This is a genomic window from Vibrio sp. Y29_XK_CS5, from assembly GCF_024181835.1.
Taxonomy (GTDB): Bacteria; Pseudomonadota; Gammaproteobacteria; order Enterobacterales; family Vibrionaceae; genus Vibrio; species Vibrio harveyi.
In genome coordinates, this window is record NZ_JAMZAM010000001.1 from 1,851,092 (window position 1) to 1,865,949 (window position 14,858).

14 protein-coding genes are annotated in these 14,858 nt (G+C 47.8%); 6 read left to right on the plus strand and 8 right to left on the minus strand.

Translation table 11 applies throughout. The annotated features are described in order from the left end of the window. Positions 1 to 10 precede the first annotated feature (10 nt). The 3 genes from NL647_RS08290 to iolE form a co-directional block, all read right to left on the minus strand. Positions 11 to 1,186, minus strand: a complete 1,176-nt coding sequence (locus NL647_RS08290; protein ID WP_069687872.1) for a Gfo/Idh/MocA family protein — start codon at positions 1,184 to 1,186, stop codon at positions 11 to 13. A 98-nt stretch (positions 1,187 to 1,284) separates the two neighbouring features. After that, a complete protein-coding gene (gene iolD, locus NL647_RS08295) occupies positions 1,285 to 3,156 on the minus strand; it encodes a 3D-(3,5/4)-trihydroxycyclohexane-1,2-dione acylhydrolase (decyclizing) (protein ID WP_253649979.1) in 1,872 nt (623 codons plus the stop codon). Positions 3,157 to 3,249: 93 nt separating this feature from the next. Continuing rightward, complete coding sequence (gene iolE / locus NL647_RS08300) at positions 3,250 to 4,143, minus strand: myo-inosose-2 dehydratase (protein ID WP_253649980.1); 894 nt, start codon at positions 4,141 to 4,143, stop codon at positions 3,250 to 3,252. 538 nt (positions 4,144 to 4,681) lie between these two features. Between iolE and NL647_RS08305 the strand changes: the two genes are divergently transcribed. Together NL647_RS08305 and NL647_RS08310 are read left to right on the plus strand one after the other, a co-directional pair. Beyond that, positions 4,682 to 6,124, plus strand: coding sequence for a sugar porter family MFS transporter (locus tag NL647_RS08305; protein WP_005447390.1), 1,443 nt, complete (start codon positions 4,682 to 4,684; stop codon positions 6,122 to 6,124). Between the two features lie 70 nt (positions 6,125 to 6,194). Further along, the gene (locus tag NL647_RS08310) at positions 6,195 to 7,085 is read left to right on the plus strand and encodes a LysR family transcriptional regulator (protein ID WP_253649981.1); all 891 of its coding nucleotides are present in this window, start codon (positions 6,195 to 6,197) and stop codon (positions 7,083 to 7,085) included. 12 nt (positions 7,086 to 7,097) lie between these two features. Here NL647_RS08310 and NL647_RS08315 read toward each other — a convergent pair whose 3' ends face one another. Both NL647_RS08315 and NL647_RS08320 read right to left on the minus strand, forming a co-directional pair. Next, positions 7,098 to 7,847: a sulfite exporter TauE/SafE family protein gene (locus NL647_RS08315; RefSeq protein ID WP_253650114.1), complete on the minus strand. Its 750-nt coding sequence runs from the start codon at positions 7,845 to 7,847 to the stop codon at positions 7,098 to 7,100. A gap of 31 nt (positions 7,848 to 7,878) precedes the next feature. Next, a complete protein-coding gene (locus NL647_RS08320; protein WP_045486129.1) occupies positions 7,879 to 8,766 on the minus strand; it encodes a TIM barrel protein in 888 nt (295 codons plus the stop codon). A 180-nt stretch (positions 8,767 to 8,946) separates the two neighbouring features. Here NL647_RS08320 and NL647_RS08325 point away from each other — a divergent pair, with 180 nt between their 5' ends. From NL647_RS08325 to NL647_RS08340, 4 genes are all read left to right on the plus strand, one after another. After that, the gene (locus NL647_RS08325) at positions 8,947 to 10,152 is read left to right on the plus strand and encodes an acetyl-CoA C-acetyltransferase (RefSeq protein WP_253649982.1); all 1,206 of its coding nucleotides are present in this window, start codon (positions 8,947 to 8,949) and stop codon (positions 10,150 to 10,152) included. 27 nt (positions 10,153 to 10,179) lie between these two features. After that, positions 10,180 to 10,833, plus strand: a complete 654-nt coding sequence (locus tag NL647_RS08330) for a CoA transferase subunit A (RefSeq protein ID WP_274880027.1) — start codon at positions 10,180 to 10,182, stop codon at positions 10,831 to 10,833. Then, positions 10,833 to 11,510 (plus strand): 3-oxoacid CoA-transferase subunit B, encoded by a 678-nt coding sequence (locus NL647_RS08335; protein ID WP_053053514.1) that lies wholly within the window; start codon positions 10,833 to 10,835, stop codon positions 11,508 to 11,510. The genes NL647_RS08330 and NL647_RS08335 overlap by 1 nt, the downstream gene beginning before the upstream one ends. 169 nt (positions 11,511 to 11,679) lie before the next feature. Then, positions 11,680 to 12,174: a type IV pilin gene (locus tag NL647_RS08340; RefSeq protein ID WP_253649984.1), complete on the plus strand. Its 495-nt coding sequence runs from the start codon at positions 11,680 to 11,682 to the stop codon at positions 12,172 to 12,174. Between the two features lie 53 nt (positions 12,175 to 12,227). Here the strand turns inward: NL647_RS08340 and pdxY are convergent, their stop codons facing one another. The 3 genes from pdxY to potE all read right to left on the minus strand — a co-directional run bounded on the left by pdxY (position 12,228) and on the right by potE (position 14,838). Then, a complete protein-coding gene (pdxY, locus tag NL647_RS08345) occupies positions 12,228 to 13,091 on the minus strand; it encodes a pyridoxal kinase PdxY (RefSeq protein ID WP_005447374.1) in 864 nt (287 codons plus the stop codon). Positions 13,092 to 13,198: 107 nt separating this feature from the next. Next, positions 13,199 to 13,381 carry an AbrB/MazE/SpoVT family DNA-binding domain-containing protein gene (locus tag NL647_RS08350; protein WP_005447373.1) on the minus strand — a complete coding sequence of 61 codons (183 nt, stop codon included), beginning with the start codon at positions 13,379 to 13,381 and terminating at the stop codon, positions 13,199 to 13,201. 146 nt (positions 13,382 to 13,527) lie between these two features. Then, entirely contained in the window at positions 13,528 to 14,838 is a 1,311-nt protein-coding gene (gene potE / locus NL647_RS08355; RefSeq protein ID WP_005447372.1) for a putrescine-ornithine antiporter, read from the minus strand. Positions 14,839 to 14,858: the final 20 nt, after the last annotated feature.

The following is a 14,858-nucleotide window of genomic DNA, read 5'->3' on the forward strand; positions in this document are numbered from 1 at the left end:
TCTGTTCCTATTATTTGTAGTCAACCCAAGCGGCGTTCTGGTCTGCCGATTCCACACACTTCTCGCATAAGCGCACGCCTTCGATACCTGCATCGATACCTGGGAACCAAATTTCAGACAGCGCTTGCTGGTCATCACGGTCAGCCGCATCGAATGCCAACGCGAAACGGTGGTACAAGTTCGCCCATGACTCGAAGTAACCTTCTGCATGACCACCACCAACACGGTTAGAAGCCACACCCGGTGCATCTTGGTATAGGTAGCCCATGCCACGCTCTAGAATGCGTGGTGCTTCGCCTTGCACTTCAAAACGAAGTTGGTTTGGTTGCTCATCCCACCATTCGATGGACGCTTTCGAACCGACGATGCGGATTTTTTGTTGGTGCATCGAACCTGCATTCACTGCCGACGCCCAAAGCGTACCGACTGCGCCATCTTTGAATTGCATCATGATGTGAGCGTTATCTTCGAGCGGAGCACGTGACTTGATGAAGCTTTGACGCATGCAAGACAGACGGTCGATTTCAAGACCCGTCATCACTTCACACAGGTAGAAAGCGTGCGTACCCACATCACCCAGAACATAAGTTGGACCTGAGACTTCTGGGCTGACGCGCCATTTCAAACCTGGATCGTTTTTCTCGTATTCTTCGTTGTGGAAGCCGTGAGCAAACTGCATGTTCACCACACGAATCTCACCCAGATCACCACGCTTCACCATTTCACGCGCTTGCTGAACCATTGGGAAACCGCTGTAACCGTACATCACGCCAATCACGCGATTGCGCTCTGCTGCGATCTGTTTGAGCTCTTCTGCTTCTTCCGTCGTGAAGGTGATTGGTTTTTCACACACCACGTGCAAGTTGGCTTCCAGTGCTGCTTTACAAATTTCGTAGTGAGTTGAGTTTGGCGTTGCTACCGAAACAGCTTGAATGCCATCTTCGCGTTGCGCTTCCTTCTCAAACATCTCTTTGTAATTTGCGTAGCAACGGTCGCCATCTAGACCTAAGTTCTCACCGAAATCACGACAACGAGCCGCATCCAAATCGAATGCACCAGCGACCAATTTGAACAAACCATCGCGCTGCGCCGCATTACGGTGCGAGTAACCGATCTGACTGCCACGACCACCGCCGACCATTGCCCAACGGATTGGTTGTTCAAAATGACGTTCTTCATTAAACATGTTTGACTCCTTGATAGGCTCTTGCTTGAGAGCCTATAAATCGAATTGTTGAAATCTGTTTTAAAGCTGGATGTTTTGATACATAAATCGGTTTGGGCTTAAACGCCGGCACGTTGCGCTGCTCTGCCTTCTTCCCATGCCGCCACTTTCTCAGCGGTGTCATCATTGCGTGTCACTTGAGGAAGACCCACTTCCCACCAGCAATCACACTTAGACCAAGCCATTGGCGATACTGGGTCGATGTCGACCACAATCACGTAAGTACGGTCGGCTTCTTTAGCGCGTTGGAATGCGTCATCAAACTGGTCGATTGAGGTCAGCTTCTCGCTGATTGCGCCTTGCGCTTCGGCATGCTTAGCAAAGTCCACGCGAGCTACCTCGCCATCAGGACGGCGACAGTCTTCCAATAGGTTATTGAACGACTCGTTACCCGTATTGTTTTGCAGCTTGTTGATCACCGCGAAACCACCGTTGTCGCATACCACGACAATCATCTTGTGACCCGTCAGAACTGACGAGTAGATGTCTGAGTTTTGAATCAGGTAAGAGCCGTCGCCGACGAGCACAACCACATCGTTATCTGGATTCGCAACTTTCGCGCCCCAGCCACCTGCGATTTCATAACCCATGCAAGAGAAGCCAAATTCAATGTCGAACTTACCAATTTGGTAGTTCTGCCAGTTCATCGCAAGCTCTGCTGGTAAGCCACCCGCTGCCGTAAGTACGGTGTCGCCCGGCTGCATAGATTTGTTGAGCTTGCCAATCACTTCTGCATAAGAAGACGTACCGTCGAGTAGGTCGCCTGGTTGAGGATGAGTACGACGATGCACCACGGCTTTCCATTCATCCGCTTGCGCTTTCGCCGTTGCCGCCCACTCGTCACTACTACGGAAATCGCCCAGTAGGTTAGACAGCTCAACTAAGCCACGTTTTGCGTCTGCTTTAACTGGAATAGCACGATGTTTAATGGCATCAAAACGTGCAGTATTGATGGTAACTAGCTTCATATCTGGGTTCTTGAACACCGACCAAGAGCCTGTCGTGAAGTCTTGTAAGCGAGTACCCACAGCCAACACCACATCCGCATGCGCTGCCATGTAGTTTGCAGAGTCTGAACCTGTCACGCCGATTGGACCTGCGTTTAGAGGATTGTCTTGCAGCATCGTGGCGCGACCAGCAATGGTCTCAACCACAGGGATGTTGTGCTTTTTCGCAAAGGCAGCCAACTCGTCCGTTGCTAGTGAGTAATGCACGCCACCGCCAGAGATAACCAAAGGTTGTTCCGCGCTAAGCAGCGCCGCTTTTGCATCCTCTAGATCTGCCACTTCTGGCTCTGGACGACGAATGCGGTGTACTTTTTCTTGGAAGAAGACTTCAGGGAAATCGTAAGCTACGCCCTGAATATCTTGTGGTAAGCCGATAAACGCTGGACCACAGGTTTCTGGGTCAAGCATGGTGTCAATAGCCTGAGGCAATGAGTGCATCAATTGCGTTGGCGAGATAATGCGATCCCAGTAACGTGTTAGCGGTTTGAACGCATCGTTACAAGTGATCGAAGGATCGTAGAAATTCTCTGGCTGTTGAAGCACAGGATCTGGCAGACGGCTAACGTAAGCATCACCAGAAATCAAAAGCACTGGTAAACGGTTTGTGTGCGCGATACCTGCTGCGGTAACCATATTGGTTGCACCCGGACCAATTGAACTGGTCGCGATACCGATGCGACGACGTAAGTTCGCTTTGGCATACGCGATTGCCGCTGTTGCCATCGACTGCTCATTTTGACCACGCCAAGTCGGAATTTTGTCTTCGATATTTTTTAGCTGCTGTCCAAAGCACGTCACGTTACCGTGACCAAAGATGGCGAATGCTGCACCAAATAGCTGTTCTTTTTTACCATCAATTTCAATCATTTGTGCGGCTAGGTACTGAGCTAGCGCTTCTGCAACAGTTAGGCGTACAGTTTTCATTGTCTTCCCCGGTAGTATCAATCATTTTTGTAGCCGCGTTGTCTCCACGGCTTGATACAGGGGAGACGAATCTCCCCTTCCTTACTTGTGCTCTTATAGACCGTATTTCTTCGCGTAGTCTGTGATGTTCTCGTAAGCCGTTTTCGCGTACGTCAATGGATGCGCTTTCGCTGGGTCTTGCTCTGCTTCAACCAGCAACCAGCCTTGGTAGTTGCGCTCTTTCAGTGCTGCGAATACGTCGTCGTAATCCACGTCACCTGTACCAGGAACAGTAAATACGCCATCAAGCACTGCGTTTAGGAATGATTTGTCTGCATCACGTGCGGCTTTCATCACTTCTAGACGAAGATCTTTAAAGTGCATGTGACCAATGCGGTGACCCCAACGTTTGATCATGGTCACTGGATTACCACCACCGTAAGTGATGTGACCCGTATCTAGAGTTAGGTAAACCGCTTCGCCGGTGAATTCCATCATGATGTTGATGTCATCTTCGGTTTCACAGATGGTGCCAACGTGATGGTGGAAAGAGAGTTTAATGTCGTGCTCGTTTAGCAGGTATTCAGCAACTTGAGTTAACTTCGCGCAGTAGGTTTTCCACTCGTCCATAGTAAGGATCACGCGTTGAGAAAGTGGCGTGTTGATGTCGCCGTGAACCGTGTTGCTCACTTCACCGAACACCATTGCTTTACAGCCAGCAGCCTTAAGCAATTTGATGTGCTCTTGCATCGCTGCGATTTCTTCTTCCGCAGTCAGCTTCATTAGATTGCCGCTGTACCAGCCAGAAGCGAGCACTAGGCCATGTTTTTCTAGTAGAGGGATTAGAACTTCTGGCTCACGTGGGTACTTAGTACCTAGCTCTGTACCAGTGAAACCAGCTTCTGCCATTTCACTTAGACACGTTTCCAATGGGATATCGCCGCCCAGTTCTGGCATGTCATCATTTGTCCAAGTCAGTGGGCTAATTCCATATTGCACGTTGCTCATTTTTATTCTCCGACAATGTTTCCGTTATTTAATAAATGTCGTGAAGTAAAAGCGTGGTTTTTATAGATGCTTTTCTTTCACCGATTTCGTTTCACTGGAAATTACATTAGCGAAAAAAACTTTAAATGAAAAATATTTTTCACAACATGAAATCGATGTCATCAAATTGTTAAATCATGAAAAAAGCCAATCACAGCAAGCCCTACAAGCAAACTTGCGCCAGATCTCATTTTATTTAAAACCTTTATTTTCAATAATTTATACTGACATTTAAAAATGAAAAATGTTTTTCATTTTTTGATTTGGGTAACACTTTAGGATAAAAAACGAACAGACACCTAGTCGAATAACAAAAGAGTAAATATGATAAACGCAACCGACAAATGAAAAATAATTTTCATACATCTAATAAACATTAAAAGTCGGCAATATAGATACCCAATACTCGTACCCTACAAAACAGAGTATTGGCCGCTACCCAACTTGATCTTATTCGATGGTTAAAGGAAAGCTTGGGGATCTAATAAAGGAAAAAACAATGGAAGCTACATCCAAGGCCGAAGCTCGAAAGCACAATATCGCCTACATCGTTAGGATTTGTTGTATCGCTGCGCTCGGAGGCATCTTATTAGGTTACGACACTGCTGTTATCTCTGGCGCAATTGGTCCAATCCGTGATTACTTCGGACTGTCACCAGCTCAAACTGGCTGGGCCGTATCCAGCGTAGTATTAGGTAGTATCATCGGTGCGGTCAGCGCAGGCTGGGCAGCCCTAAAATACGGTCGACGCAACACCCTCTTCATCGCCGCCATTCTCTTCATCATATCCGCCATTGGCTCTGCACTCGCTCAAACTTTCTCTTTCTATGTGGTTCTACGTATCGTCGGTGGCGTAGCTGTAGGTTTGGCTTGTGTGGTATCACCAATGTATATGTCAGAAGTCGCACCAAAAGACTTCCGAGGTCGTGCGGTGAGCATGTTCCAGCAATCGGCAGTTATCGGTCAAACGGGTGTGTTTTACGTCAACTACCTCATCGCAAAAGGCATGTCAGAGGCTTGGTTAGTGGATATGGGCTGGCGCTGGATGCTTGGCTCTGAAGTGATTCCTGCCGCGCTTTTCGCAATGTTGTTGTTCCTCATCCCAGAATCACCACGTTGGCTGGTTTTGAAAGGCAAAGTAGACGATGCCAAAGAGACGTTATCTCGTATCTCAAACCCGAAACACGCAGATCGTTTGATCAAAGAGATCCAAGAGTCGTTGAAAGAAACCGTCGGTGCGAAGAAGAACAAAGTCAGCCTGCGTTCGCCATTATTGTTCGCCATCTTAGTGATTGGTACGTTCGTTGCGGCGGCTCAACAGCTAACAGGCATCAACGTGATCATGTACTACACACCTGAGATCTTAAAACCGATCACTGGCTCAACAGAAAACGCGCTGTTCCAAACTACCTTTGTCGGCATTGTCTTTATCGGTGGTAACGCACTTGGTATGTACCTGATTGATAAAGTAGGTCGTCTACCATTAATGAAATACGGTACCTTTGGTTGTGCATTTGGTATGTTCGTGGTCGGCTATGTGCTTTACCAACAAACCGAAGGCTACGCAGCACTGTTCGCATTGTGTTTGTACGTAGTGTCTTACGCGACATCATGGGGTTGTGCATGTTGGACCATGATTTCAGAAATATTCCCGAACAGCATTCGCTCTCGTGCCATGGCCATCGCCGTCGGCGCACAATGGTTTACAGGCTTCATCGTGACGCAATCTTTCCCAATGCTAAACGAAAACCCTTACTTAAAAGAGCAATTCAATGGCGCATTTAGCTTCTGGTTATTCGGCGTCTTGTCACTCATCTGTATGGTCATCGTAGTTAAGTATGTGCCTGAAACGAAAGGCGTCAGCTTAGAGAAAATGGAAGAAGCGATGGCGAAAAAACTGGGTAAAAAAGTATCTGGAAGTGCGACTGAAGCACGTGCATAAGATAACTTAATGTTTTACAAAGGGAACAGGTGATCGCACTTGTTCCCTTTTTGCTTTGGAGGCAAAACTCATGCTCGATAAAATGGCGTTCTTTGTCTATGTGATCCGCTCTGGGTCTATCTCCTCCGCAGCACGAAAATTCAACATTTCGGTCTCCGCAGGAAGCCGTTGGCTGCAAGAACTGGAGCAACACTTCGGTACGACCTTATGTCGCCGCTCGAATCGGTTATTGGAAGCCACTCAAGCGGGGCAAACCTTATACGAAGAGTTTTCTCCTTTAGTCGACAGCGCAGAGCGCATCAGTCGCAAGTTAGAAGACTTCCAAGACAGCGAAAAAGGTCACATCAACATCGCGTGCACGCCCGTCTATGCCAATCACTATCTGATGGATAAAATCGCCGAGTATTCCAAACTCAACCCAAAGGTGACCTTCAACATCAACGTCACTCCTTGGGCATTGGATCACGCCAGTACTTGTGACCTAATGATCAGTGCCAATGCCAACTTCCAAGGCTACCGTGAAAAAGATTTATTACTGGTGAAACGCGAGCTGATGCAGTGCCCGTTTATCGTCGTGGCTTCGCCGCAATACCTAGAAAAACATGGCTTGCCCACACATCCAGAAGCACTACGAGACCACGCTTGCTTAATTGCAACCACACTGACGGGCAGCAATGATTGGATCTTCCGCCAAGGTGTGGAAAACATGGTACTCAAAGTGCCAAAAACAATCGAGGTGAACGACAGCGACCTATTACTAAGTGGCTCCTTAAAAGGAGCTGGTGTCGCCTACTTACCGCAATTCGTCACCGAAAAAGCAGTCGAGAAAGGCGAGTTGGTACCACTATTGGAAGAGTATGAGACCAGTATTTGGAGTTTGAATCTGTATTACCATTCACCCAAAACTGCATCTCCAGTGGCAATAAAGTTCAAAGAGTTCTTATTGGAAAAACCTTGTTGAGTCGGATTGGAGTTAAAACAATAAAGTGCTCACGCCATCGAAAGTCAGCTTGGCGCCTGAAAGAAACAAGAACAGGTAACAGAGCTGATAAATTTTTTCCTGACTGACGCGATGCAAAAGATACACGCCCATTTTAACGCCAACAGGCGCGAGTGGAATTAACACCAGCGCAGTCATTAAGTTGGTCGAATCAAACTCGCCAAGCCAAATGTAAGGTACGAGTTTCGCTACATTCACTATGCCGAACAACAGTGCCATGGTCGCTATTAGGTTGATTTTAGGCAGTTTCAACGGCAGTAAATAGATACTCGCAGGACCGCCACCAGCATGAATTGCGGTACTGGAAAAACCGCTCAGAGTACTCCAAACCCAAGCGCCTAACTTCCCTGATTGAGATGGAGTTTCACCACTTAGCCAATACTGAAAACAGAACAGCAAAGACAGCACGCCAACGGTGATCTTCAACGCCGACTCTGGAGTGATACTCAAAAATAACCCCGCTAATACCACCCCAAGCAAAGCCCCCGGCAACATAGTTTTGAGCACTCGAACATCGGCATTTCGATAATGATGACGCACCGCAAATGCGTCCATCACCAATAGAATCGGCAATAAAATCGCCGCCGCTTGTGTTGGCGGTATCACCAGCGCCATCATAGGAACAGCCAAAATGCCCAGCGCTCCACCGAGCCCACCTTTACCAATGCCATAAATTAGCACCGCAGGAATCGCCAAAAGATAGAACCAAGGATCGCTGAGCATCATTACTGCCTTTTCATCATCTAGTTTCGAATCACGCCACAATCTGAGCGAGATAATCGCGACTGCGTTTTAAATCACGCGAAACCTGACTCACGTCTGCGGTGCCGTGCTCATGCTCGACCACGATCCAACCTTGATAGTCGGCTGCTTTAAGTGCACTCATCACTTGTTGCAGCTTGATATCGCCATCCCCTAAGGGAGTGATCAATCCTTTACTATAGGCGTCAACCCATTCCAACTTATCACGGATAGCTAGTCTCAATTTGTCCGTCGATATATCTTTAACATGAATATGCTCGATGCGTGATCCGTACTGACGAATGATCCCTAGCGGGTCCATCCCATCTAAAAACACATGCCCGATATCGATACATAATCCCAGTTTGGTCCCGGGAATCTGACTCATGACAAAATCGATCTCATCTTTATAACTGATGTAGCCGCCAATGCCCGGATGAAGCAAACAGCGCAAACCATATTGGCTTGCCACGCGAATAATTCGCTCAAGGTTAACAATCATGGTCCGTTTATTTTCCATATTCAGACGCGGTGCAGTGACGCTTTGTCCGATATAGCCATAACGTTCCGTATGAATGCCTTCCATGATCAGTAAATTCTTTACGCCCAGCGAATCTAAACGCTGACAGACGGTGTCGACTTCTTCCAAAATGGCAGACATGTTTGCAGAGTCGCAAAATGGCACTTGTACCTTGCCAGCGCACACCTGCAGTCCACGTACACGAAACGCACTTTTCACCAGTTCAGGATCTTCAGGGAAGAAGCCATCCGGTCCTAATTCAATACCACGAAAGCCACTGTCACTTGCATCCATTAACACCTTTCCCCAGCTTGGATTGGTCGCATGAGATGCCTCTTCCACTCCCCAGCAACATGGGGCGCAAGCAATACGATCAAGCATGTGTTTTTCTCCTAAGTTGATTTCTTTTCACCTTAAGATTGGTAGGGGTAAAAGTTCGTGATTTGCGCCTCGTTTGTACTTTGCATTTTCGCAAAGCGGCTTTGAATTCCTGGCTATATCGCGACCACATCGCACTCCCTACACTGGTTATGACAGAACGATTACGGAGTAAACAGCGGTATGGAACGAATCTTTATTGTGGCGGCAAAGCGCACCCCAATTGGCAGCTTTAATGGCTCATTAGCGTCATTGTCTAGTGTTGAACTGGGCGCTCATGCCATCAAGGCAGCCTTGGAACAAGTGGACATTGCCCCAGAACAAATCGATGAAGTGATTGTTGGCAACGTACTTACTGGAGGCGTAGGCATGGGACCGGGTCGCCAAGCCGCAATGAAGGCAGGCATTCCAGAATCCGTTCCGGCTTACACACTCAATATGATTTGTGGCAGTGGGATGAAAGTCATCATGGACGGTGCAAGCCATATTCGAGCGGGCGACGCAGAACTAGTGCTTACTTGTGGTATGGAGAGTATGTCCAACGCACCATACATCTCTTCCGGTCAGATTCGTCGCGGTTATCGCATGGGTCATCAACTCCAAGAAGACAGCATCATCAAAGATGGTTTGACAGATGCCTTCCACAATTACCACATGGGTGTTACGGCAGAAAACATCGCCAAGCAATTCCAAATCAGCCGAGAAGACCAAGATGCCTTTGCCTTACAAAGCCAACGTAAAGCGATCAGCGCGATAGCAAATGGTCATTTTGAAGCAGAAATTGCGCCAATTACGATAGTGGATCGCAAGCGCCAATTCGAAGTAAAGAACGATGAATATCCGAAAGCCGACAGCACCTTTGAAGGTCTACAAGCACTGCGTCCTGCATTCGATAAAGAAGGCAGCGTTACCGCAGGCAATGCATCCGGTATTAATGATGGTGCATCCGCAATTTTGCTCGCTTCAGAAAGTGCCGTAAAACGCCATAACCTCAAGCCAATAGCTGAACTCATCGAATACGGACAAGGTGCTATCGCCCCAGAGGTGATGGGCTTAGGTCCGGTGTCTGCGATTGCCAATACCTTAGCCAAAGCCGAAATGGCGATTGAAGATATCGACGTTTTTGAGCTTAACGAAGCCTTTGCTGCGCAAGCACTTGGCGTGGTTCGCTCCCTTACCGAGCAACACAATATCGATGAAGCGTGGCTGCTAGAACGCAGTAACTTAAGTGGCGGTGCCATTGCACTTGGTCACCCAATCGGCGCATCAGGTAACCGCATTGTGACCACCTTGGTTTATCAACTGCAACGCACTCGCCGTGATTACGGTTTGGCATCACTGTGCATCGGCGGTGGCATGGGCACGGCGTTAATTTTGAAACGTTGTTAGAAGGAGCCTCTCATGAACACGAAAAACATGAAAAAAGCAGCCACTACAGAGCAAATTGAAAGCCTATTGCACGACGGCATGACCATCATGATTGGCGGCTTTATGGCAACAGGCGCACCAGAACGTTTAATTGACTTGTTGATCAAAAAAGACATCAAAAACATTACCTTAATCAGCACAGACACAGGCTCACCGGGTCGAGGTTCTAGTCGACTTATCGCGGAAAAACGCGTGAAGAAACTGTATGCCTCGCACATCGGCACTAACCCCGAAACGGGCAAACAAATGAATGAAGGCACACTTGAAGTGGAGCTTGTTCCTCAAGGTACATTGGCAGAACGCATTCGCAGTGCTGGCGCAGGTTTGGGTGGCGTACTAACACCAACAGGACTTGGCACCATCGTCGCAGAGAATAAACGCTTGATTGAAGTTGACGGCAAACAATATCTCTTGGAAATGCCACTGAAGGCCGATTTAGCACTGATTCGTGGATCTAAAGTTGACCGTCGTGGCAACGTTTTCTATAGCAAAACCACTCAGAACTTTAATCCTTTAATGGCAACTGCGGCGGAAACCGTGGTGGTGGAACCAGAGCAGATTGTGGAATTGGGCGATATTGAGCCTGAAGCCGTGCATACCCCAAGTTTGTACGTCGATTACATCTTAGTGGAGGACAACTAATGACTGCACAATTAGATAAAGAAGTCGTTCGCCGCCGCATTGCATGGCGCGTTGCTCAAGAGATGAGAGATGGCGACATCGTTAACCTAGGAATCGGTCTACCAACGTTGGTTGCCAATGAAGTAGACAAAGACGTCGAGCTATTACTGCAAGCGGAAAATGGCTTAATTGGCATTGATAAGCTGGCATCTGAGGCAGAAATCGACCCTGATCTGGTCAATGCCGGCGGACAAAACATCACCGCTATAGCAGGCTCTTGCTACTTTAATAGCGCGGACTCTTTTGCCATCATTCGCGGTGGTCACGTGGATTCAACCGTGCTCGGAGCACTGCAAGTGGATGAACGTGGCAATCTTGCCAACTGGATCATTCCGGGCAAAATGGTGCCTGGAATGGGCGGCGCAATGGATCTTGTGGTCGGCGCAAAGAAAGTTATTGTCGCCATGGAACACACGGTGAAAGGCAATCCAAAACTGCTTAAGCATTGCACTTTACCGCTGACCGCTGTGGGTCAGGTAGATTTGATTGTCACTGAAATGGGCGTGTTCGAAATCACCGGTAAAGGCATGATGTTAACCGAACTCGCACCGGAGTTTTCCGTTGAAGATGTACAAGCGGCGACGGAAGCCCAACTGATTGTATCACCTAGCCTTATTCCCATGCCGACACCAAACTAATCCAAAAATCAAGAGGAGCAATACGCTCCTCTTTTCATACTTTGATCGTACTTCAAGTTTCTGTCAGGTTTTTCTGAAACACGCTATTTGCCCTTAAATTTTCGAAAATCGATGCGTAGAATCCCGCTCAGTTACGCATATGGTTGAGTTGTACATAGGGTAAAAACCAATGAGATTGTTGTCTGGATTCTCAGCAAAAGAGTGGCTGTTGACCGCCGTGGTACTCGGAGGGTTAACCATAGCCACAGTCCATTATTCTAACCAACGTACTTCTGCTGCCCGTAGTGCTGCAATCCAAGTTCTGTTCGCTGACATGCAGTATTACGTCTCGCTCCTACACAACAATGCAAAAGCGTTTAAGCAGGACCGAGGCGCAAACCAGTGCGTCCTGACAGCTCTTGGCTATCAAGATTTCTACAACGGTTATCCAGAGACTCAGAGTGAGTGTGGTGAGCAAGTTGGATTTTTCGACAATCTGACCATCACTGATGAGATGAAACAAGCAGACTTGGTCTTTATCGAAAACAATCGTTATTCAATTGTCGGTTACGGCAGTGACGAATCACCAAAGGCACTGATGGCAAATCAGTGTTACGCCTACTATCGAATGGACAGCAAAGGCGTTGATGGACACAGCTTTAGAATTGACACCACTGGCTGTTAATGAAGATCAAAAAAGGGAGCACTGTGCTCCCTCTTTCCTACCAATGATAAGACTTAACTTAATGTCACTTCTTCCAATGGGAAGTGCTTGCTCGGCTCAACGAACTCTTGTTGTGCTGCGATGGTTTGCAGTTCCCATTCGCCCGCTTGGTAAGTCGCATTAAGTACGCCGTAACACGCGTCGTGGCAGTGTTGGAAGGCTTGTTTTGGCGTCCAGCCTTTCAGCAAGCCAGCGGTAAAAATCGCCGAGATCAAATCACCTGCACCGACGGGGGCTTTAGCAAATTCAAAATGAGGGCGCTTCGCTAAATAAGTGCCTTCTTGCGTCGCAAGTAACATATTGAAGCTATCGTCAGACAAACAGTAAAGGTGTTTCACCAACACCACTTTAGGACCTTTTGCTAGTGCACGCTGACAAGCGTTGATCGCATCATCCAGCGTATGAATTTCCATCTCTGCAAATTGGCTTAACTCGAACTGGTTAGGCACGATCACATCTGCCATTGGCATCAGACGGTTTAACAAGTTTTCTGCAATACCCGGCGCCACAATACAGCCTTTATCTGGCGCGCCCATCACTGGGTCACACACATAAAGTGCGTCTGGGTTTGCTTGTTTTACTTTGGAGACGGTTTCTTCAACTGCCAGACATTGCTCAGCACTGCCTTGATAGCCAGTCAGAACCGCTTGGCACTTTTCTAGCGCACCAATGTTGCCAAGACCACGAACCAGTTCGCTGATGTCATCAGCCGAGAACGCACGCCCCGTCCAACCTTCTTGGTACTGGGTGTGGTTAGAGAATTGAACCGTGTGAATAGGCCACACTTCAAAGCCCATGCGTTGCATTGGGAAAACGGCACTGCTGTTACCAGCGTGACCAAAAGAAACATGAGATTGTATAGAGAGGATACCTTGCATAGTACCAGACCTCTTCTTGTTGTTATCAATAGTTCAAAGACAGCGGCGAGCGCCAGATTTGCGAAACCAGTAGTGTATCCGACAAACCAAGATTCTCTAACTCAATTCTAGCCTTCTTCGCTCGAATCGATTGGAGAGCTGGTTTTCAGTACCATTTTCTTAATTTCCATTTTGTCTTTATTGAGCGCAATTTCGAGGGTGTCCCCTTCCCTTATCCCGAGCTCAGTCAGGATCACGCTTGGAATGACTACGACGGTATCGTCACCGATTTTAACAGGTTGGCTAATCATCTTTCGTCCCCCAATTGTCGAAAATGAGTTTTCACGTTATGAGTGGTGTTGTGTCCTCAACTTACCTAGTGTTTCAAATCAAAAGGTTATGGATAAAAGCAAAAGAGCCCTCCACACCGCGTATGGGAAGGCTCGATTGAAAAAACTTAGTTCACGAGAGGTTCGTGTTTGGAAGCGATCAGACCGTACGCACTCCAACCTAGGAAGGTAACGATAGAGCCCCACATCATGGCTTCGTAGCCAGAACCGTACAACGCATAGAAGCTGTACAGAGAACCAATCAGAGCGATGATGTTCGTTGTCTTCATCTCGCGCTCAGGCACGTGCGCCACTTGCTGCATGATGAAGATTGCGCCCATACATAGAATGTAAGGAATGACGTTAGTCACTACCGCCAGGTTAACCAGCGCTTCAAATTGCTCGTTCAATGTTGGCGAGATAGTCATTAAAGAAAGCACCGATTGGATAACCGTGATAGCCACCATGCCTTTGATTGGTGTACCGCGTTTATCAACTTGTGAGAACAGTTTCGGGAAGAAGCCTGCATCTGAAGATGATTTGAATACTGACGCGATAGTGAACTGCCAACCCAGTAGTGAACCTGCACAAGCAAGAACTGCCATACCCGCAACCACTTTACCCGCCGTAGAACCTAGCATCACTGTCCATACTGTTGAGAATGGCGCTGTAGATGCAGCAAGCTCAGAGTTCGCTACGATACCAGAACAGATGTTGGTTGAAACAATGTAAACCACTGCCGCAATCAGCGTACCGCCCAATACTGCGATTGGTACGTTCTTCTCTGGGTTTTCTACCGCTTCTGAGTTCGCACAAGCCGATTCAAGACCTAGGAATGCCCAAAGTGTCATCGCGATCGACGCACTTACCGCTTCACCAAATGGTAGGTGGTGTGGGTTCCACGCTTCTACGTACATGGTTGGGCTAAAGTAGAACCACCCAACGATACCCAAAGAACACACAGGAAGGATAACGCCCCAGACTGTAAACGAGCCGATTTGACCAGTAATCTTCGCACCACCAAAGTTAGCGAAGGTACAAATCCAAAGGATAGCGATGGTGTACAGACAGGTCTCTACTGGCGACAAGGTCACTTCAAAAAACGCAGATCCGTAGCCCACACAGGTTATCGCAATCGCGATGTTGGCAATCAACAACGACAAGCCGTAGGTCCAACCCGCCATAAACGCACCCGATTTACCAAACGCGTACGACGCATAGCCGTTCATACCACCGTCACGTTTACTAAAGCGACCACACTTTGCAAATACATAGGCAAGAGCCAATGAACCCGCCGCAGTAATCAGCCAAGATAGAATCGAAATCGTGCCCACTTGCGCCAGCTTACTTGGCAGCATAATGATGCCCGAGCCAGCCATGTTAATGAATGTCAGAATGGTTAGCTGCACCACCGACATTTTTTTGGTTTCAGTACTCATAAATTATTCTCCACGAATAA

Excerpts from the sequence above, each read along its gene's own strand:
- NL647_RS08290 (WP_069687872.1), bottom strand. The coding sequence starts at position 1,186 with ATGTTTAATGAAGAACGTCATTTTGAACAACCAATCCGTTGGGCAATG.
- iolD (WP_253649979.1), bottom strand. The coding sequence starts at position 3,156 with ATGAAAACTGTACGCCTAACTGTTGCAGAAGCGCTAGCTCAGTACCTA.
- iolE (WP_253649980.1), bottom strand. The coding sequence starts at position 4,143 with ATGAGCAACGTGCAATATGGAATTAGCCCACTGACTTGGACAAATGAT.
- NL647_RS08305 (WP_005447390.1), top strand. The coding sequence starts at position 4,682 with ATGGAAGCTACATCCAAGGCCGAAGCTCGAAAGCACAATATCGCCTAC.
- NL647_RS08310 (WP_253649981.1), top strand. The coding sequence starts at position 6,195 with ATGCTCGATAAAATGGCGTTCTTTGTCTATGTGATCCGCTCTGGGTCT.
- NL647_RS08315 (WP_253650114.1), bottom strand. The coding sequence starts at position 7,847 with ATGCTCAGCGATCCTTGGTTCTATCTTTTGGCGATTCCTGCGGTGCTA.
- NL647_RS08320 (WP_045486129.1), bottom strand. The coding sequence starts at position 8,766 with ATGCTTGATCGTATTGCTTGCGCCCCATGTTGCTGGGGAGTGGAAGAG.
- NL647_RS08325 (WP_253649982.1), top strand. The coding sequence starts at position 8,947 with ATGGAACGAATCTTTATTGTGGCGGCAAAGCGCACCCCAATTGGCAGC.
- NL647_RS08330 (WP_274880027.1), top strand. The coding sequence starts at position 10,180 with ATGAAAAAAGCAGCCACTACAGAGCAAATTGAAAGCCTATTGCACGAC.
- NL647_RS08335 (WP_053053514.1), top strand. The coding sequence starts at position 10,833 with ATGACTGCACAATTAGATAAAGAAGTCGTTCGCCGCCGCATTGCATGG.
- NL647_RS08340 (WP_253649984.1), top strand. The coding sequence starts at position 11,680 with ATGAGATTGTTGTCTGGATTCTCAGCAAAAGAGTGGCTGTTGACCGCC.
- pdxY (WP_005447374.1), bottom strand. The coding sequence starts at position 13,091 with ATGCAAGGTATCCTCTCTATACAATCTCATGTTTCTTTTGGTCACGCT.
- NL647_RS08350 (WP_005447373.1), bottom strand. The coding sequence starts at position 13,381 with ATGATTAGCCAACCTGTTAAAATCGGTGACGATACCGTCGTAGTCATT.
- potE (WP_005447372.1), bottom strand. The coding sequence starts at position 14,838 with ATGAGTACTGAAACCAAAAAAATGTCGGTGGTGCAGCTAACCATTCTG.